Here is a 20,255-nt window from a genome sequence, read left to right as displayed (position 1 = left end):
TGTTAAAACTTCTATTGAACCGCATTTACTTTTTTTCTATTATAACTTTTTTGTCGAAATTTTAAAACTAAGCCGTTAGCACTCGCCTAAAAAATCAGTCTCCTGCATAAGATACAAAAAAACCCTTCTTCAATTCATTACGGAAGGGCACGTAACTATATGATGAACATGTTTCTAATCCTTAATTAGAAATGATCCTTTCCCTTTTAAAAGAATGAATGACCTCATTTGTCTGCTTCTCAAATTTTTCATGTAACAACTTTAATGCTAACTCGGTTTTGGATATTTCTTGACGAATAAAATATAAGTCCTTTTGATCATACTTCTCTTGCTCATTCCTTTCAATTTGTTGGTATCTCTCTAAATGCGCTTGTAGTTTTAAAAGTTCGTCCATTATTTGCAACTGCTCTCCTACCAACTTATCAAATGAATTCATCAGCTACCCCCTTTATTTATGCATCCTAAATTTATACAAGATACATCGTCTACTACATATTTTTTCTCATTTGATGTATCGTTCTCCTTTGACTACATTTGTTGACTTATTAGAAGTTATGTCGCTATCTACTGTATGACTCATTCCTTTATTTCAGTACAAAGAAAACACTTCCCTTAAAAAGAGAAGTGTTTTTCCTTTGTTACTGATTTGTACTAGAAGATTGTGATTTTTTTGCAGCTGATTGTGCGTTTTGCTTTTTCACTGCTTGTACATCCGTTTCAGTTGCAAACTCTGTACCATAGCTTGCATTTGCACTTTGAGTACCAGAAGCTTGTGCCTTTTTCGCCTCTGATTGTGCGTTTTGCTTTTTCACTGCTTGCACATCTGTTTCAGTTGCAAACTCTGTACCATAACTAGCATTTGTGCTTTGAATGCTAGCGCCAGAAGTTGCTTTGTTATACCCTTGTTGTTTTTTGTTCATCTTTCTCACCTCCACAACTAATAATGTCCCCAATCATATAAAAGATATCCCCCTATTTATTTTTTCACGAGTGTATATATCTATTCACGATCATTCAAACTACCTATGATGGAGGTGTAAGTATGTACGTTGGACGTGATATGGCGGAACTAACAATGATTTCAAAAAAAGAATGGAAAGAAGAAGAATTAGCTTATTTTCATCATTCTTTACAACAAATCATGCCGTATTTAAATGTAGAAGGCCAAACAATATATAAAGAAATTATAAAAGAGATTGAAGCTCGCGGTGGTTTTCATAAAAGCGAGGCCGATGGGACTCATGGTACTCGTGTTTCTTATGACTAAAAAACGTGTTCCCTAACTTGGGAACACGTTCCACCTTCATCCTTTCTTACCAGTTGTAAAAGACCAAATTGGAGAAGTTACTCGGCCACCATATCGGTCTTCGACTTTGATATACCAATGATATGTTGTATTTTCCTCTAAGTCTTTCAGTGTCACTTTTGCATTACGCCAATTTGCCACAAAATTATCTTTGCCAATCACTTCATCTGTGTAGACGTTTGCTTCTACATAATCTGTTGCAACTTGTTTAATCGCAGGTTTTAAATCCATATCTAATGTAAATTCATCTTTCCCCGGATATTCTTCGGGTTTGTAGAAATTATATTCATTTAAATATAGAGAATATGTTTTTACATACATTTTATTTGCAGTTGTATCAAACTGTAAAAGGCGCATATATCCTTGGCCACCTTCTGGTCCATCTTGATAATCTGCTAACATTTGATATACTTTACGATCTGCAATTCCATCCCCATCATCATCCATTTCATCAATTAATGTCTCGCTATCATGATAATGTCCACATAATACTGCTAACACATTTTTATTTGGCTTTACGACTTCATTAAAAATTTTCTCTCCAATGGGGCTACGATTACCGGATACAAATAAAAACTTGCTGTTCCTCTTCTTCAGCCAAAGAAACTTGCAGCGGTGCAGTTAACGTTTGAATGAAAAAGGCCGCCACAATTGCCGAACAAATTGTTTTTTTAACATCGTCGATCTCCCTTTCCTTTGCACTACAAATTCTATTTTATTTGTCATTTGTTAAGACAATATGAAATATTTGTAATTTATTGTTATGTTTATGTTGAAAAAACTCCAACCATCAAGGTTGGAGTCTTTCCACGCATTCTTCATAAATGGTGCGATGTGCTTTTGAAAAAGGTAACTGTTCAAAGGCTTCTTTCGTTACAACCTTCAAAGTATCTGTTTCTACAATTTCTCCTGTTACTTTTCCATAAAATACAAATATATCCCATGTCCGATGTGTAAAGGTATGCTGTACATTCATCGCATATTCATTAACTGATACAGAAAGATTGAATTGTTCTTTCACATAATCAATAAGTTGTTGTTTTTGATTCCGAATCCCTGCACGAATTTCAACATTTGGAAATTCCCACATATTTGCAAGCAATCCTTCGCTTGGACGTTTATGAATCACATAGCGACCATCTTCTGTTTGAAGTACACCAGCAACAAGCGGTACCATTTTAGGAGCTTTCGCTTTACTTTTAACCGGTAACTCTTTTTGAACACCTTCAGCGTATCCACGGCAATGCTCTCGTACAGGACAAAGTAAACAAGCTGGGTTTTTCGGGATACAAATTAATGCTCCTAGCTCCATTAGCCCTTGATTAAAGTATGATGGGTTTTCTATCGAAATGATTTCACGTACAATATCTTCGAATATTTTTCTTGTTTTCGGCTTTGCAATATCTTCCCAAACGGATAAAATGCGAGATAATACACGCATAACGTTTCCATCAACTGCCGGTTCAGGTATTCCATATGCAATACTTAAAATAGCACCTTTTGTATACGGGCCAATCCCTTTTAATTTTTCAATTTTTTTCACATCACTTGGAACTTCCCCGCCGTATACTTCTTTAACTTCCTTTACAGCCGCGTGTAAATTTCTTGCTCGTGAGTAATACCCAAGGCCTTCCCACGCTTTTAACACTTCTTCATCTTCAGCATCTGCTAATGCTTCTAGCGTCGGGAACTTTCCCATGAATTTTGCGTAATATGGTTTTACAGCTTCCACTCGTGTTTGTTGTAACATAATTTCAGACACCCAAACACGATATGGATCTTTATTTTTGCGCCATGGTAAGTCCCTTTGCTCTTTTTCAAACCAATCAATTAAATCTTCTTGAAATTGCTTTATATTAAAATCATCTAATATTTCAAGTGTCAAACCGTGTCCCCCTTATTTTTTGCATATACGTACTATTATAAAGATTTTAGGAAAAAATTTAAGTAAGATAATGCAGGAAATAGAAGGCAAATGACTTGAGGTGTTGAATAAAAAGAGTTACATTAATAAAAAAATGGAGGTGTGTGTTTATGGACACAGCCACTCATCTTGTTATGGGGGTCACATTAGGTGGTTTAGCAACTTTAGATCCAACTATAGCTCAAAGTGATTTTGGACCTCAAGCCGTGATGTTTGCAACAATTGCAGGTTCCAATATCCCTGATATAGATACTGTTTTAAAGCTACGTAATAATGCAAAATATATACGAAATCATCGCGGAATTACCCATTCCATTCCTGCCGTTATTCTTTGGTCATTTCTTATAAGTGGAATTTCCTTCGCCTTCTTTGCAGAAGTTCCCTATCTTCACCTGTTACTTTGGTCATTTATTGCTGTCTTTCTTCATGTATTTGTTGATATTTTTAACGCTTATGGTACCCAAGCATTACGCCCTTTCACCAAAAAATGGATCGCGCTTGGTGTCATTAATACATTTGATGCCATTATTTTCTTTATCCATATCTTAGCAATTGCCTGTATGCTTGTTGGTGCTCATAAAGGTTATACTGCTTTAGCTGCGTATTTATTAATGGCCGTCTATTATATAGGTCGAATTATCATGCGACAAAATGTGAAAAACGTTGTGTACAAACGTTTTAAAAATGTGGAAAAAGTGATTATCTCTCCTTCTTATCGTTTTTATCATTATCATTTAGCTGTTGTCACAACAGAGCATTACTATGTTGCTCGTTGGCACCGCGGCAATATTATGGTATATGATAAATTTGATCGAGTTCCATTTCCAGAAAATGATATTATGCATGCTGCGAAACAAGATGAGAATATTGCTGCTTTTTTATCTTTCTCTCCTGTCTATCGCTGGGATATTTTTGACTACAATAACTACTATGAAGTACGCTTTATTGATTTACGTTACAGAAGCAAAGATTACTATCCGTTTGTTGCAATCGTTCAATTAGATCACAATTTAAATATTATTCGTTCCTATACAGGGTGGATTTTCAGCGAGGAAAAACTTCGTAAAAAATTAGAATTACTTCCACATTAAAAGAAGTGACCAAGAGCGGTCGCTTCTTTTAATGCTTTATATGCTCTTCTTGATTAATGAAATGACTATATTTAGGATTATTTGTACGTATTTCATGAAGTCTTCCACCATGATTCTCAATCCATGCTCTCACCACTTGCTCCGTCATTTTTGCTCCTTGATAGCGACCAGATTTTGCATATGTTGCTTGAAAATCTTCCCATAATAGCTCAACCCATGCACGAGCTTGCGCATAAGATAAAAAATTATTTTTCGCTAGTAGTTCTTTTGTTAATGTTTCATAAATATCATTCATATTACATTCTCCTTTTATTTCTTTCCTCAATTTCTAGAGGATATTTTCTTCTACTTTGCACATTCTATTAATGATACTTCTTAACAAGTATCAAATGATAATGAGGGGGCGTTCTTCTTGGGTAGACAAGCCGAATTTTGGTCTGAGTCAAAAAACAACAGCAAAATAGATGGTCAACCGAAGGCAAAAGCACGTTTTGCTTCCAAAAGACCTAACGGCACAATTAACACGCACCCACAGGAACGTATGCGTGCTGCAAATCAGCAGGAAGAGGAATAGTGTACATGACATCCATTTAACTTCCTACACGAGGTGATAAAGATGAGCTACCGCGATCACTTAGATAGTCGTTCTGAATTATTTAACCATACGTGGACACGTCCAAAACATGCAAAAGCGCAAGTGAATGGACAAACGCAACAAACCCAGTCTCTCATTATATTGGCGAATGAATGTAAAAAACGTCAATTTTAAAATCTCCTATCTCCTTTAACGCCTACCAAAGATGAAAACCAGAGAGATTTTTTCCTCTCTGGTTTTTATCTTACTATTGATAGACTGCATCCCACCATAAAAACAGTATGTTTTTTCTTCGAGACGTTTAAGTCTACACATTTTGATATCGTATATGCTTCACTCGCTCCTTTCATCATGCGGCTTCTGATTTGGCTGGTTCATTCTGTCTAATCAAATTAGCTTTTAACATTATGCGAAAAAAGCAGTTTCATTCTTGATACCTTTATTTCTTCTTCAGTAATGAAATAGGAATACCCATTTCTTCACTGTCATTTTGTTTATGCCCCCAAGCAAATACCCCATTGAAATACGTAATTGTAAAGAATACACCTGGTTCTTCTACTAATTCATACGTTTCGCCAATTTGAAACTTGCTCATATCTGTCATATAAGCACGAGCCATTGCTATTTTTCTCATTAACACGTCGAATTCATTTACAATACCAAGTTGCTCCGCCTTTACAGCCCGCTCTTTTAACATTCCAATTTCTTCTCTTAGTTCATGTGTTGTCATTTCACTGTATCTCTTAGGCATATTCATTCTATTCCCTCATCCCTCTTCACATTTCATTTGTAAAAATCCCTCTATTTCATCAATCGAAAATCCTTTTCGATATAATGCTTGCTTCATCTTATTTTCAAACGTCCAACCATCATATTTCTTATACTTCTCATAATATTTGTTCCCATGATAGTATAGCGCTTCTTGTTGTTTGGAATCATCTTTTTCTTCTTTCAATTCTTCTAAACAAATTTGAATCACATCACGCGAAAATCCTTTACGAATGAGCATATCCTCTAACTTTTGTTTTATTTGTAAAAAGGAATGCTTTTGATAAGATCTTTTCTTTTTTTCTACCAACATAAATGCATTATCAACTTGCTTCTCTTTTGGGTATTCTTGTAAACTATGGGTAATAATAACTTCTTGAACACCTTTTCTTAAAAGTTCTTTTCTTATAACAGACGGCCCCTTTTGGTTTACATTACTTTGCGTTCGCACATACAAAACAGCGTACTCTTTATCATTAATATAGCGATCATGTAATAATTTTGAAATCACTTCAGAGATGATGGCTTGTCCCACTTCTTTTTTTCGTAAATATTCTTCTACTTCCTGTTTCGTTCTCATTTGATAAGATAAATAAGAAATAGCTTGCAAATATGCTTTTTGCACTTCCTCATTGTATAAAATATTAGCAATTTCTACTTCATCAATTTCTAAACCTTTTTGCAACCCATGCTTAATTAAAACAGCTTGATTTACACTAAATCCGTATTCCTCGCCTTGTCCCTTATCAATATAAATATTAAATCTTTCTTTTGTTCTCTTTTGTACTTCTATTTTCGTAATGACAGCCATATTTTTCACCTCGCTACTATTTTAACATAGTTATGTCGCAATTTTATTCTTGATGAATATATATAAGAAAGGATTCCTTTTAAAATCATACTTCCTGAAAGTACTGGTTTTATTGGAATACAACTAGCACCCTTTTAAAATTCCAAAGACATACTGCTTATGTTCTCATGCTTAAAAAATAAAGAACCTTCATTCTGACATTCAATCCTATCGCATACAATATAGTACTTCTAACATAGTAAAGATAATGGAAATGAGGTCCCTATGAAAATACTATTCAAGCAAGCCATTGTATACCCAATTACATCTCCAAAGTTGCAAGGGGATGTATTAGTCGTAGAAGACAAAATCGGCGAAGTGAAACCATATATTGAGGCAACCGAAGATATGACCGTCATCGATGCAAGAGCACTTCACCTTTTACCCGGATTTATCGACGTTCATACTCATCTTGGATTATATGACGAAGGAACTGGTTGGGCTGGAAATGATGCCAATGAAACCTCCGAAGTATCAACTCCACATATCCGTTCTTTAGATGGCATACATCCCTTTGATATCGCATTTCACGATGCTGTAAAGGGCGGCATTACAACCGTTCATGTCATGCCTGGGAGTCAAAATATTATTGGTGGCACTACATGCGTGATTAAAACGGCTGGCACTTGCATTGATCATATGGTTATACAAGAGCCAGCAGGATTAAAAATTGCTTTTGGGGAAAATCCAAAGCGTATTCATAGTAATGGTACAAAAGAATCCATTACCCGCATGGGTATTATGGGATTGCTGCGCGAATCTTTCTATGAAGCACAGCATTACGACAATGATGCTGATTTTCGGATGCTCCCTATTTTAAAAGCATTGCGCCGGGAAATCCCCGTACGCATTCATGCACATCGCGCGGATGATATTCGTTCTGCTCTTCGTTTTGCGAATGAATTTCACCTCGACTTGCGCATCGAACATTGCACAGAAGGACATTTCATTGCTGATGAACTTGGACAACATCATTTAAAAGTTTCTGTCGGCCCAACACTTACACGTCGTTCAAAAATTGAACTCAAAAATAAATCTTGGGACACATATCACATTCTCGCTCAAAAAGGAGTGGAGGTTTCCATCACAACTGATCACCCTTATACCCCCATTCAATATTTGAATATTTGCGCAGCCCTTGCTGTTAGAGAAGGGTTAGATGAGAAAACAGCCTTAGAAGGCATCACGATTTTACCAGCACGAAACTTACGTTTAGAAAATAAAATTGGGAGCATTGAGTCTGGAAAAGATGCCGATCTTGTTTTATGGACACACCATCCATTTCATTATTTAGCTAAACCTGTTCTGACTATGATTGATGGGAAAATTATTTACAAAAAAAATAAAAAAAACTAGTTTCTTTTTTTGGCTAGATACAGTATGATACGAATATAAATTGAATGAAACCATAATCAATTTGTGTCGTGATTGTTTTTCAAATTGATGAATGGGGAAGGCAAATGGTGCGCCACCAGCATTATAGACTGGTTCTAGTGGGTTCGATTCCCACCCCGAAATTTTTTAAAGTTTGATATAAAAATTTCGAGGGTGGGATGTTTTTTTCGTCATGCTACCCTCGCGTGAGGAGGAATTAGTATGTTAAAAAAACGCGACTTACACGACAGCCACGTTCTATATGAATTAATGGTGGATCCAGCTGTCTTCCCTTTTGTGCGTCAAAAGGCTTCTTCATATGAAGAATTTCTATTTTTAACAAAGCAAACAATTGAAGCGGAAGAGCGTGGGGAATTAATTTCACGAACGATTTTAGATGAATGGGGAAATCCTATCGGTACAATTACTCTATTTGATATTCAAGAAAAAGCTGGATTTCTTGGTACTTGGCTCGGAAAGCCATATCATGGTAAAGGATATAACAAACTTGCTAAAGATGCATTTTTCAGCGAGCTCTTCTATGAACTGGATATTGAAACAATTTTTATGCGCATTCGCAAAGAAAATATTCGCTCTATTAAGGCAGCTGAAAAACTAGAATATGTGAGCTTAGCAAATGAAACAAGAAAAGCTGTTTATGATCAAATTAATACACAAGAGGAAGTATATAATTTATATGAAATCTCGAAAGATCAATATACATTATCTACAATGCGTGATGCTACATTCCAAGATGCACATCATTTAAAAGAAGCATAGATTCATACTCATTTATGATGTATATCACCTCTTATCATTGGAAACGATAGATAATAACTTTATGATACGAGGTGAATGATAATGGATAAGAAAAAGCGTGAAAAAGCAAGAAATACATTATCTAGTACACAAGAGGTTCTTTATCAAAGAGAATTTAAAAGAGCTGATCGTGTAGCCGGTTATCGTCCAAAAGGCGTTTAATAATAAGAAAAGTTTCCTGATTTAACAGGAAGCTTTTTTTGTGGAAAACTTTATCCACAGAATGAATAGAATTGTGAATAAAGCGAAACTTTAATCAATGGGGTTTTCTTCATCTTCCACTAATTATGAGCCCTCACCAATCAGGATGTTACGCGAGCAGTAAGACTCCCCCCTATCTTTCTTGCTTCTCTCTAAATCTTGAGGTGGGAGTTTTACTGCCCTAAAATAGCAGAATCAATTAAGCGGTGATGGAAGCAAATATAGAAATTACTCACACAGAAACCATTTAATTTGTGGATATTTTTTCTGAAAATTGTGGATCATGTGGATATCATTGTTAATATTCTGATTAAACTTGATATTGAAATCGCATTCTTTTTGTGGATAACATAATTAAGAACCCCTCTTTCAAATAGAAAAGAGGGGTTCTTATTACGTGAAAGACTGGGCTAGAGCTGGTGATTTCATTGGCACATGATTCGTCTGTGCATGATTCTCTTCTAAAATTACATCTACAATATGAGCAGCTGGTTCTGGACGATAAATGCTTCCCATTGCTTCTTTCATTTGTAAAAGCTTCCTATCATCCTCTAATAAAGCTTTTGTTTTCTCAAAAATCTCAGCATCTTCACGTATTACAACTGCAGCTCCCTTGCTCTCAAAGTAAATTGCATTTTCGTTTTCTTGCCCCGGTACAGGTTTGTATAAAATGACAGGTACTTGTAAAGCAGCCGCTTCACTTAATGTAATGCCTCCCGGCTTTGTAATCATACAAGAAGTAACACGGAATAATTCGTCAATATTCTCTATATAGCCAAATACTTTTAATGCTTCAGAATTTTGTTCCTGTAGCTTCAATAATTCTTGCTTTAGAGCATCATTTTTCCCACAAACAACAGCTACTTGTAGATTAGGAACAGACATAAATGACGCGCACAAATCTTTCACGTTCCCTAATACACCATGAGCTCCTGCTACAATAAGTAAAATCTTTTTCTCACGAGATAACTGATATTTATTATATATAAGTTCTGAATTCATGGTTAACTCGAAATTTTTACGAATCGGAATCCCAGTTTCTACAATGCGCTCTGCGGGTACACCGATTTCAATCATTACTTGTTTTACATGATCTGTTGCAACAAAATAACGATCTACTTCACGATGAATCCATATTTTATGCAAACAGAAGTCTGTTAATACATTATAAACAGGAATTGAAAAACCCGTTTGTTTTTTCAGCTCTGGCACAGCAATAATCGGAAACGTATTAATGACTATATCTGGTTTCTCTGTATGCAAAAGTGCTTTCAGACGCTTTCTCCCAAAATTGGCATACCACGATGCAATTTTTTTATCGTAAATTTTCTCTACACCATAATAAAACAAACGATATAACTCTTTACCTATCGTATAGCTTTTTAAATATAGATATTTTGTAATATCCGTTATAACTGGATGTGACTCTCCAAATAAATCACAAACAATCACATCTTCGATTCCTTTTTGACGAAATGCTTGTTCTAATGTTTTTGCTACTTGCACATGACCATTGCCATAATGTGCTGTTAATATTAAAACCTTGGGGTTTTTTATCAAACAAATCCACTCCTAGCTTTTTCGCTTCTCCGTATTGCATATACGACAATAGGAAAAACATTTTCCTAAAAAATTACATATTTGGACCCTAACACTTTCATGTTAGCTATGTACCTGTCGTGGATATGCAAGGCATATAAGATTGACCCCTTAATCCTATTTATGCTCATATCTTTACATTATACTTTCCTATAAGAGCTTTCGCAATAATTTGAAGGTGTTCTACATTCCATAATACGCGCCTTAATACATCTTAATTCTTTTTACTATTTAGATTTCCCTTTACAATTATGTAAATTTCTCTTCTAATCCCTTTACAAAAATATGGATATTCTACTTTCAGTATACTCCTTTATCTATATATACTCTAGCGTTTATTAGAGGAAAAAGAAAAGTCTAATCCAAACTATGGATTAGACCGCTTTTAAAATTTCTTTTGCATGTAAAACACTTTGTTCTGTTGGAGGTTCAACACCTTGAAGGGGATACTTATGTCCAAGTGTTTCCCACTTATATACACCAAGTTTGTGATATGGTAGCACTTCAATCTTTTGTACATTAGACAAACTTTGAATAAACTGAGATAATCTTTGTAAATCTTTCTCGCTATCTGTAACGCCAGGAACTAATACATGTCTTACCCAAATGGATTTCTTTTTATCTGATAAATAACGAGCAAATTGTAAAATATGTTCATTTGGTTTTCCTGTTAATTTTCGATGCTTTTTGGAATCAATATGTTTTAAGTCCAGTAAAACCAAATCTGTGTAATCCATTAAGAGATCTAATTTTCTTTGGAATTCTGGTTCTTCTGAGTAACACCCTCCCGAAGAATCGATTGTTGTATGAATTCCAACTTCCTTACATTTTTTGAATAATTCAATTAGGAAATCTAATTGTAATAATGGTTCTCCACCACTAACTGTAATACCGCCTTCTGAAGCCTCAATAAAGGGAAGGTAACATGTAACATCCTGCATAATTTCATCAACTGTTATTTCTTTTCCTTTACCAATCTCCCATGTATCAGCATTATGACAATATTGGCAACGTAATAAACACCCTTGTGTAAATATGACATAACGAATTCCTGGGCCATCAACAGTACCACAAGACTCTACAGAATGAATTCTTCCTTTTACCATGTTACTTCCTCCTTTATTGAAACAATTTCCCCCGTGCCCTTATTAAGAGATAGGGGGAAATTTTTCTTTACATGCTTTCATGCATTGTACGATTAATTACATCAATTTGTTGTTCACGAGTTAATTTAATAAAGTTAACAGCATAACCAGATACACGAATTGTTAATTGTGGATATTTTTCAGGATGTTCCATTGCATCCAATAATGTTTCACGATTAAATACGTTAATATTTAAGTGATGTCCTTCTTTTACTGCATATCCATCTAACATAGATACTAAGTTACTAACTTGTACCTCTTCTTCTTTACCAAGCGCTTTCGGAATGATGGAGAATGTATTAGAAATACCATCTTGCGCATCTTCGTATGGTAATTTCGCAACAGATAATAGCGATGCTAGTGCACCTTTTGTATCACGTCCATGCATTGGATTTGCCCCTGGTGCGAATGGTTCTCCAGCACGGCGTCCATCTGGAGTATTACCAGTTTTCTTACCATATACCACATTAGATGTAATTGTTAAGATTGACATTGTATGAACAGAATTACGGTATGTTTTATGTTTACGAAGTTTGTTCATAAATGTTTTCACAAGATTTACTGCAATTTCATCAACGCGGTCATCATTGTTACCATATTTCGGGAAGTCACCTTCAATTTCAAAGTCAACCGCGATACCATTTTCATCGCGAATTGGTTTTACTTTTGCATATTTAATTGCACTTAAAGAGTCAGCTACGACAGATAGACCAGCGATCCCTGTTGCCATTGTGCGAAGAACTTCTGTATCATGAAGTGCCATTTCGATACGTTCATAGCTATATTTGTCGTGCATGTAATGAATTACATTTAATGTATTTAAGTAAAGACCCGCTAACCATTCCATTGTCATATCAAATTTATGCATAACTTCATCATAATCTAGTACGTCGGAAGTAATTGGTGCAAATTCTGGCCCTACTTGCACTTTTGATTTTTCGTCTTTCCCACCATTAATAGCGTATAATAAAGCCTTCGCTAAGTTTGCACGAGCTCCGAAGAATTGCATTTGTTTACCAATTTTCATTGCGGATACACAGCAAGCAATACCATAGTCATCGCCATATTCTGGACGCATAATGTCGTCATTTTCATATTGGATTGCAGATGTTTTAATAGACATTTTTGCACAGTAGTTTTTAAATTTCTGTGGTAATTGCTTAGACCAAAGAACTGTTAAGTTTGGCTCTGGCGCAGGTCCTAAATTGTCCAATGTATGCAAGAAACGGAATGAGTTTTTTGTTACTAATGGACGACCGTCAAGTGCAATACCACCGATAGATTCAGTTACCCAAGTTGGATCACCAGAGAATAATTCATTATAATCAGGAGTTCTTGCAAATTTTACAAGACGTAACTTCATAATGAAATGGTCAACAATCTCTTGGGCTTCCTCTTCAGTTAAAGTGCCATTTTCTAAATCTCTTTCAACATAAATATCTAAGAATGTTGAAGTACGTCCAAGACTCATTGCAGCCCCGTTTTGTTCTTTAATTGCTGCAAGATAAGCAAAGTATAACCATTGGAATGCTTCTCGTGCATTTGTCGCTGGTTTTGAAATATCAAAACCGTGAGAAGCTGCCATTTCTTTTAATTCTTGAAGTGCACGAATTTGTTCAGATACTTCTTCACGTAAACGGATAACCTCTTCACTCATTACACTTCCTGTTAGGTTTAAATCCTCTTCTTTCGCTTCAATTAAACGATCTACCCCATATAGTGCTACGCGGCGATAATCACCAATAATACGTCCGCGTCCATATGCGTCTGGAAGACCAGTAATAACACCTGATTTACGAGCTGCTCTCATTTCTGGAGTGTAAGCATCAAATACACCTTGGTTATGAGTTTTGCGCCAATCTCTAAAGATACGACTTAATTCCTCATCCACTTTAAATCCATATGCTTCACAAGATTGCTCTGCCATACGAATACCACCAAATGGTTGTAAAGAACGTTTAAATGGCTGATCTGTTTGAACACCTACTACTTTTTCAAGCTCCTTATTTAAATACCCTGGACCATGTGATGTAATAGAAGAAACAATTTTTGTGTCCATATCAAGAACGCCACCATTTTCACGTTCTTGTTTAGTTAGATCCATTACTTGATCCCAAAGTTTTTTCGTTGCTTCTGTTGCTCCTGCTAAGAAGGATTCGTCCCCGTTGTAAACGTTTACATTATTTAGAATGAAATCGCGAACATCAATCTCAACTTTCCATTTTTCACCTTTAAATTTTTCCCATGCATTTTTTACAGTCTCTAATACTTGAGTCATCCTAATCTCCTCCATTTTTGATTAGTACAGGACTAAGATTTTTTATATAACAGCTTACACATTTAGAATACTACTTTTTTTAAAAAACGAACGAGATAGTTGTGACACATTTGTGAAACGTTGAGCAAACAAATATATAGATAGTGTTAATATTAGTTTAATACTCTTTAAAATTGGCTCTTTCCTTAATTATATTTTTTAGTATCCTTATAAACGAATGCTATTTTGCAGTATAAAAAGTCATACCCCCTTATAAACTGTAATACCCTTATCTTTTATTCTGTTATATTATTTTTATGACAGAATAGACGAAGTGTACCAAATCGGTACACTTCTTTTTTATAATTTTAAACTTTAGGTCTGATGACAAACAGATATCATCACGAATCATCTTTTAATCATTCTCTATTTCACGAAACCACTGAATCGTCTCTTTTAATCCTTGCTCCCATGAAACATTAGGATGGAATTGGCACATTTCTTTTAGCTTTGTAACATCAGGCTTTCGATTCGGAATTTCTTCAAACCCATGTGGATACACCTTTTCAAATGGCACATGAACAATTTTGGAAGATGAATGCGTCAATTGATGAATATCTTGCGCTACTTCTTGAATGCTTTTTTCGTCTTCAGATCCTATATTAATAATTTCTCCATTTACTTTTTCATCCATTGCGGCAATTGTCGCTTCTACCGCATCACTTACATACGTAAAACAACGCGTTTGCTTTCCATCTCCATATACAAGAAGATCATCACCTTGAAGTGCTGCACGAATAAATCGCGGAATCACCCCAGCATATGGACCATCTTTTGCTCTAGGGCCATAAATATTAAAATAACGGACAATTGTTACTGGTAATCCTTGTAGCGCATATCCTAAACACAATGTCTCTTCTAATGTTTTACAAATTGCATAACTCCAACGAATTTTAGATGTTGCCCCATATAACCGATCATCCTCTTCCGAAAAGGGTGGCGTTCCTTTTCCATACACTTCAGAAGTGGAGGCAAAAATCACTTTCTTCTTCCCCTTTAATGCTGCTTGTAAAATATTTCTTGTTCCATCAAAATTCGTTTCAATTAATTCAATGCTTTTTTCCATTGTAGTCTTTACACCTAAAATAGCAGCTAAATGAAAGACAACATCATGCTGATTTACCAATTCATGCATTGAATTTTTATCAAGAATACTAATTGGAATAATCGGAATATTTCCTGTTAACTCTTCATGATATTTACTTTTTCCTTTATAAAAATTATCAACAATCGTAACTGGATGACCTCGTTTCACGAGTTCTTCCGCTAAATGTGATCCAATAAATCCTGCTCCACCTGTAATCAAACAACGTTTCTTCATGCACTCACCTTCTTTAGTACACCTCGTGTATCTATTACATGCTTCATTCCTTTACATATATTCCAATCTATATTGGAATGATCTGTTACAATTAGTATGCAATCTGCTTTTTCTAATGTTTTCTTCTTAAGTGGGATAGAATCATATATTTTATCTCCAATTTTCGCAGATGAAATATATGGATCGTGATATTGTACTTTATATCCCTCGTTTACTAACAGCTCGATAATTGGTAATGCTGGAGATTCTCGTAAATCATTTACATCTTTCTTATACGCAATACCAATCAGAAAGACAGTTCCTGGGGGAGCACTTAATTCTTTCACCTGCGTTACAATTTGTTGCGGCATCTTTTCATTAATCATATGAGCTACTTCGATTAATTGACTTGATCGCCCTAGCTGTCTTGCTTTCCACTGAAAATATAAAGGATCAACTGGAATACAATGTCCTCCTATTCCTGGTCCCGGCCAATATGGTGTAAAACCAAATGGTTTTGTCGCCGCAGCTTCAAGAGCCTCCCGAAAATCAATCCCCAACTTTTCACAAAGTATATTTAACTCATTTACTAAGGAAATATTAACTAAACGCTGAATATTTTCAAATAACTTACACATCTCTGCTACTTTTGGGGAACTAACTGGAACGACTGTGTCAAATATCGTGCTATACAATTTTTGGACTTGTTGCTTACATCTTTCTGTTTGACCACTAATGACTTTTGGAATGGTTTGTACTGTATATTGCTGATTCGCTGGATCAATTCGCTCTGGTGAGTATCCAATATAATAATCTTTTCCAACTTCTTTACCTGATTGAGCAATAATCGGAATGATGACTTCTTCCAATGTACCCGGATATGTGGAACTTTCAAAAATGAAGGTTTGTCCTGCTTGAAGGTTTTGTTTTATATAATGAGAGGCTGCAATAAGAGCACTTAAATCAGGTTCTTTTTGTTTATTAATTGGCGTTGGTACCGTAACAATCACATACTCACTATTTTGAAATTCTTCTATCCCTGTATGAGGCGTATAAACTACCAACTGTTTGTTTTGAACCAAATCTTTTAAAACATTCGAGGAAACATCTGGTATATAGCTATCTCCTTTTTCAATTCGTTCTATTTTTCGTTTCTCTTTATCTAATCCGACTACGTTATATCCTCTTTCCGCAAAATGTATCGCTAAAGGAAGACCAACATAGCCCAATCCAATGACAGTTATCTTCCTACTATCATTCATTTTTTCTTCTCCTTTCTCTTTTTCCATATTTACCTCGCCATTTATGAAATGAGCGTCGCGAAGTTTTTAAAAATATTATTAAAAAATAATTTAATGGTCTATTCAAACTGTTTACTAGTTTTCTTCAGTGTTTATTCAATAGACGCATTCTTAACTTTTTTCATTTATATAAAATAATATGGATAATACATCTGTACATCTTAATGTATACAAGTATTACTGATTTTGTGATAGGTAAGTCATACATTTCCTAAAAAATTAGTAGTTTCGTACATAAAGTGCAGCTTTAATCAGCGAAAACTTTCTTCATTCCCGACTGATGAGCTCTCACCAATCGGACTGCCCTAAAATAGAAGGATAAACTCATTACATAGAAAAAAGCAGGTGATGTCTCATCTGCTTTTTTTATTACTTTCATGATGCTTATGAATCCCCATATCCATATAATCCTTCTGAATATACAAAGAAATACCTCTCTAAACAAACAGAGACTATCTCAAAGATAGCCTCTTACACTTCAATATGCTGCAGCATTGTATACATATCATTATTTACTTTGCCAAATGATTTAATATTATTTTGAATGTTTGATAATAAAACAACATGTATATTTCCGCTTTTGCTAAAGCCATTTAAGCAATTCCAGCCAGGCATAACACCGTGATTCGAATAACTGCCTGGATTCACATACCATCCAAATCCATAATTTTTTCTCACAGGTGTGAACATTTCATTATAACTCTCTTCTGAAATGAGTTTTCCAGAAAATAGTCCTTCATTAAATAAATATAAATCATACGCACTTGTATATATATCACCGCATCCATATAATTGTGACATACTTGGAATAGCAGGTGTTGTCATATTATTATTCACAATCTTATATCCGGTGGAAGGATATCTTGTTTGCTCTAACGCTCTTCCAAATCCTGAGTTTTTCATTCCAATTACATCGAAAATATGTTGCTTAATATATTCTTCTAACGGTTGTCCACTCACTTTTTCAACAATATAAGCAAGGATAGAATAATTAGAGTCAGAATACTCCCATTTCCCCCCCGGATTTGCTAAACGTTTTTGTTCTCCAATTCTTTTCAACAATTCCTCGTGAGAAATATCTTCGCTACCTGCCTCATATTCTGGAATTCCTGACGTATGCGTCAATAGATGTGATAGCTTCAGTCCCTCACCGTGTGGAAAACCAGGAATATATTTCGTGACTATATCTTCTGTTTGCAGTTTGTTTTGATCCTTTAACTGCATAATCGCCGTTGCTACAAATGCTTTTGAAATTGAACCAATATAAAATGTCGTTTCTGAATTATTTGGTATTTTTTTCTCTTGATTCGCTAGGCCATATCCTTTATTCAAAAGTACTTTGCCATTCTTTACAACGACTGCCGTTCCACTAAACCCTTTACTTTGCAAATACTGATCTAACTCAGCATTTTCGTTAATATCTTGCGGAGGCCCTTCAACAGGCTGTTCTGCCGCTTTCACTGTTTGTTCTTGTTGCTTTGGTTGTTGCTCCGTTTTCTTCGATGCTTCTTCTTTCTTGTTCACCTTCGTTGCAACTTTTAACATATTCTCTTTTTTACTATGTGACATTATTTTTGTATATCCAAAATATACAATTAAAAATACTAGACTGAGAATCACGATTCCTCTTATGTACACCATTGGTCTCCGAACTTTCGGATTCACACTATCCTTTTCCTGTTCCATAACTGCTGTTTTCCCCTCATTTTATTCATTTTTTGAAAAAATTAGTCCCATTTTTTCAAAAGGAATGGAAAATCCATTTCATACCATACTTACTGTATCATGCACTACGCTGATTACCAACTGATATGTACAAAAAAGAAAAAGAAATTTTTCAAAAGTAAGATTCACATATAAGAAAGAGGATATCCTCTAAAAGATGAATTTTATCCATCTTTTCGGATATCCTCTTTTCTCTTCAATTTATACGTGTTTTTTCATATCTTCAGCAACTGATTCAACGTTTGTTCCAACGATAACTTGCACACTTGTGTTACTTAATTTCATAACACCTCTCGCACCAGCACGTTTTAACGCTGATTCATTTACTAAGTTTGCATCTTTTACTTGTAGACGGAGACGAGTCGCACAGTTATCAATCACTGTTAAGTTGTCTTTTCCGCCGAGTGCAGTTACATATGCTTCTCCAATCGAACCTGCAACTGGCGCTTCATCATCTGTTGCTAATTCCTCATCATCTTCACGCCCTGGAGTTTTCAAGTTAAATTTCTTAATTAAGAAGTAGAATACAACAAAGTAAATAGCTGCATAAATTAAGCCAATTCCTGCTAATAATAATGGTTTTGTTGCAATACCAAAGTTTAAGAAATAATCAATGGCACCAGCACTAAATGAAAAACCATCATGAATGCCAAGTGATGTTGTTACAAATAGTGAAATACCTGTTAATACAGCATGGATACCATATAATACTGGAGATAAGAACATGAACGAGAATTCAATTGGTTCTGTAATACCAGTTAAAAATGAAGTTAGTGCAAGACCCGCTAACATTCCTGTAACCATTTTACGTTTTTCTGGTTTCGCAGCTGCAATCATTGCGAAACATGCTGCTGGTAAACCAAACATCATAACTGGGAAGAAACCAGTCATAAACATACCTGCTGATGGATCTTTCGCAAAGAAACGAGCAATATCACCATGAACAATATCGCCTGCTGCATTTGTAAAGTCACCAAGCACAAACCAGAAGTATGTGTTCATTACATGGTGCAAGCCAATTGGAATCAATAAACGGTTCAATAAACCGAATAAACCAGATCCAATTGCACCTAAGTTGACAATACCATGAGCTACTGCATCAATGCCACTTTGAATTGTTGGCCAAATTTGACCAAATACTAATCCTAAAAGAAGCATAACGACGGATGTAATAATTGGAACAAAGCGTTTTCCTGCAAAGAAACCTAACCATTCTGGCAATTTGATCTTATGGAATTTGTTATATAATAACCCAGCAACAATCCCGGCAATAATCCCACCAAGGATCGCCATATTTATTTTAGGTGTTAACGCTGCTGCTTTTGAAACTTTTGTCATTGTATCCGCTAACTTACTTGGATCAACTGACCCCAATAAGTCTTGAACACTTTTTAATTTATCATTTAGTTCTGCTGTCGAATAACTAACACTTAAAGTATCAGTTGTATTCTTCATAACTAGATAACCAATCGCACCTGCAAGACCTGCAGCACCACTACCATCAACTGACAAACCGATTGCAACGCCAATTGCAAAAATAAGTGCTAAGTTATCAAAAATAGCTGCACCGGCTTGTGCCATAACAGGTATATCAAATACATCTGGTTGCCCTAAACGAAGCAATAATCCTGCTGCTGGCAGTACTGCAATTGGAAGCATTAATGCTTTACCAATACGTTGTAAAAACTGTAACATTATGATTCCCCCTATCCAATTTCTGAAATCGTTACCATTATATACATATTTAAGAAAACGCTTTATCTTTTGAAACCATCATAACATACAGTTGTATAGATGTGTAGCTTTATTTTGAAAATTTTATGGACATATTATATCTTCCAAATGATTCTACAAAAAGCAATTTAAACCACCTAACTTTTACAAATATCCCTATTCTTAGCTTATTTCTTTACTTTAGAGCTGCACAATCCATAAATAGC

General features: G+C 35.2%; 21 protein-coding genes. 7 read left to right on the top strand and 14 right to left on the bottom strand.

Annotated features, from left to right (window positions below; all coding sequences use genetic code 11):
• Positions 1 to 181 precede the first annotated feature (181 nt).
• Both MR056_RS12385 and MR056_RS12380 read right to left on the bottom strand, forming a co-directional pair.
• A complete protein-coding gene (locus tag MR056_RS12385; RefSeq protein WP_011983559.1) occupies positions 182 to 436 on the bottom strand; it encodes a YgaB family protein in 255 nt (84 codons plus the stop codon).
• Positions 437 to 638: 202 nt separating this feature from the next.
• A complete protein-coding gene (locus MR056_RS12380; RefSeq protein WP_081428424.1) occupies positions 639 to 935 on the bottom strand; it encodes a gamma-type small acid-soluble spore protein in 297 nt (98 codons plus the stop codon).
• Positions 936 to 1,042: 107 nt separating this feature from the next.
• Here MR056_RS12380 and MR056_RS12375 point away from each other — a divergent pair, with 107 nt between their 5' ends.
• A complete protein-coding gene (locus MR056_RS12375; protein WP_011983557.1) occupies positions 1,043 to 1,267 on the top strand; it encodes a hypothetical protein in 225 nt (74 codons plus the stop codon).
• A 36-nt stretch (positions 1,268 to 1,303) separates the two neighbouring features.
• Here the strand turns inward: MR056_RS12375 and MR056_RS12370 are convergent, their stop codons facing one another.
• Together MR056_RS12370 and mutY are read right to left on the bottom strand one after the other, a co-directional pair.
• On the bottom strand, positions 1,304 to 1,807 hold the full coding sequence (locus tag MR056_RS12370; RefSeq protein ID WP_048724228.1) for a hypothetical protein: 504 nt from the start codon (positions 1,805 to 1,807) through the stop codon (positions 1,304 to 1,306).
• Positions 1,808 to 2,096: 289 nt separating this feature from the next.
• Complete coding sequence (mutY, locus tag MR056_RS12365; RefSeq protein WP_048724230.1) at positions 2,097 to 3,191, bottom strand: A/G-specific adenine glycosylase; 1,095 nt, start codon at positions 3,189 to 3,191, stop codon at positions 2,097 to 2,099.
• A gap of 149 nt (positions 3,192 to 3,340) precedes the next feature.
• Here mutY and MR056_RS12360 point away from each other — a divergent pair, with 149 nt between their 5' ends.
• Positions 3,341 to 4,321: a metal-dependent hydrolase gene (locus tag MR056_RS12360; protein WP_011983553.1), complete on the top strand. Its 981-nt coding sequence runs from the start codon at positions 3,341 to 3,343 to the stop codon at positions 4,319 to 4,321.
• 28 nt (positions 4,322 to 4,349) lie between these two features.
• Here MR056_RS12360 and MR056_RS12355 read toward each other — a convergent pair whose 3' ends face one another.
• Entirely contained in the window at positions 4,350 to 4,616 is a 267-nt protein-coding gene (locus MR056_RS12355; RefSeq protein WP_011983552.1) for a YfhJ family protein, read from the bottom strand.
• A gap of 117 nt (positions 4,617 to 4,733) precedes the next feature.
• Between MR056_RS12355 and MR056_RS12350 the strand changes: the two genes are divergently transcribed.
• Positions 4,734 to 4,895, top strand: a complete 162-nt coding sequence (locus MR056_RS12350) for a small, acid-soluble spore protein K (protein WP_011983551.1) — start codon at positions 4,734 to 4,736, stop codon at positions 4,893 to 4,895.
• Positions 4,896 to 4,937: 42 nt separating this feature from the next.
• A complete protein-coding gene (locus MR056_RS12345) occupies positions 4,938 to 5,090 on the top strand; it encodes a YpzG family protein (protein ID WP_002174744.1) in 153 nt (50 codons plus the stop codon).
• 265 nt (positions 5,091 to 5,355) lie between these two features.
• On the opposite strand, the gene MR056_RS12340 is transcribed toward MR056_RS12345, so the two are convergent.
• The gene (locus tag MR056_RS12340) at positions 5,356 to 5,673 is read right to left on the bottom strand and encodes a YfhH family protein (protein WP_048724232.1); all 318 of its coding nucleotides are present in this window, start codon (positions 5,671 to 5,673) and stop codon (positions 5,356 to 5,358) included.
• A gap of 9 nt (positions 5,674 to 5,682) precedes the next feature.
• Positions 5,683 to 6,495: a recombination regulator RecX gene (recX, locus tag MR056_RS12335; protein WP_087097658.1), complete on the bottom strand. Its 813-nt coding sequence runs from the start codon at positions 6,493 to 6,495 to the stop codon at positions 5,683 to 5,685.
• 264 nt (positions 6,496 to 6,759) lie between these two features.
• On the opposite strand from recX, the gene MR056_RS12330 reads away from it, so the two are divergent.
• The 3 genes from MR056_RS12330 to MR056_RS12320 all read left to right on the top strand — a co-directional run bounded on the left by MR056_RS12330 (position 6,760) and on the right by MR056_RS12320 (position 8,889).
• Complete coding sequence (locus tag MR056_RS12330) at positions 6,760 to 7,890, top strand: amidohydrolase (protein ID WP_011983548.1); 1,131 nt, start codon at positions 6,760 to 6,762, stop codon at positions 7,888 to 7,890.
• 240 nt (positions 7,891 to 8,130) lie between these two features.
• On the top strand, positions 8,131 to 8,688 hold the full coding sequence (locus MR056_RS12325) for a GNAT family N-acetyltransferase (protein ID WP_048724236.1): 558 nt from the start codon (positions 8,131 to 8,133) through the stop codon (positions 8,686 to 8,688).
• 81 nt (positions 8,689 to 8,769) lie between these two features.
• Positions 8,770 to 8,889: a YfhE family protein gene (locus MR056_RS12320; protein ID WP_011983546.1), complete on the top strand. Its 120-nt coding sequence runs from the start codon at positions 8,770 to 8,772 to the stop codon at positions 8,887 to 8,889.
• Between the two features lie 432 nt (positions 8,890 to 9,321).
• On the opposite strand, the gene MR056_RS12315 is transcribed toward MR056_RS12320, so the two are convergent.
• The 7 genes from MR056_RS12315 to nagE form a co-directional block, all read right to left on the bottom strand.
• Complete coding sequence (locus MR056_RS12315) at positions 9,322 to 10,488, bottom strand: diglucosyl diacylglycerol synthase (protein WP_048724237.1); 1,167 nt, start codon at positions 10,486 to 10,488, stop codon at positions 9,322 to 9,324.
• 413 nt (positions 10,489 to 10,901) lie between these two features.
• Positions 10,902 to 11,633 carry a pyruvate formate-lyase-activating protein gene (pflA, locus tag MR056_RS12310; RefSeq protein ID WP_011983544.1) on the bottom strand — a complete coding sequence of 244 codons (732 nt, stop codon included), beginning with the start codon at positions 11,631 to 11,633 and terminating at the stop codon, positions 10,902 to 10,904.
• A 67-nt stretch (positions 11,634 to 11,700) separates the two neighbouring features.
• Entirely contained in the window at positions 11,701 to 13,950 is a 2,250-nt protein-coding gene (gene pflB / locus MR056_RS12305; protein ID WP_011983543.1) for a formate C-acetyltransferase, read from the bottom strand.
• Positions 13,951 to 14,344: 394 nt separating this feature from the next.
• The gene (locus MR056_RS12300) at positions 14,345 to 15,310 is read right to left on the bottom strand and encodes an NAD-dependent epimerase/dehydratase family protein (RefSeq protein WP_048724239.1); all 966 of its coding nucleotides are present in this window, start codon (positions 15,308 to 15,310) and stop codon (positions 14,345 to 14,347) included.
• Complete coding sequence (locus MR056_RS12295) at positions 15,307 to 16,551, bottom strand: nucleotide sugar dehydrogenase (protein ID WP_048724315.1); 1,245 nt, start codon at positions 16,549 to 16,551, stop codon at positions 15,307 to 15,309. Before MR056_RS12295 ends, MR056_RS12300 begins: the two co-directional genes overlap by 4 nt.
• 510 nt (positions 16,552 to 17,061) lie before the next feature.
• Positions 17,062 to 18,276 carry a serine hydrolase domain-containing protein gene (locus MR056_RS12290; RefSeq protein WP_011983540.1) on the bottom strand — a complete coding sequence of 405 codons (1,215 nt, stop codon included), beginning with the start codon at positions 18,274 to 18,276 and terminating at the stop codon, positions 17,062 to 17,064.
• A gap of 240 nt (positions 18,277 to 18,516) precedes the next feature.
• Positions 18,517 to 20,010 carry an N-acetylglucosamine-specific PTS transporter subunit IIBC gene (gene nagE / locus MR056_RS12285; protein ID WP_087097656.1) on the bottom strand — a complete coding sequence of 498 codons (1,494 nt, stop codon included), beginning with the start codon at positions 20,008 to 20,010 and terminating at the stop codon, positions 18,517 to 18,519.
• Positions 20,011 to 20,255: the final 245 nt, after the last annotated feature.

This window comes from Bacillus cereus group sp. BfR-BA-01360 (assembly GCF_022663595.1).
GTDB classification, from domain to species: domain Bacteria; phylum Bacillota; class Bacilli; order Bacillales; family Bacillaceae_G; genus Bacillus_A; species Bacillus_A cytotoxicus.
This window is presented reverse-complemented; position numbering and strand designations above follow the sequence as displayed.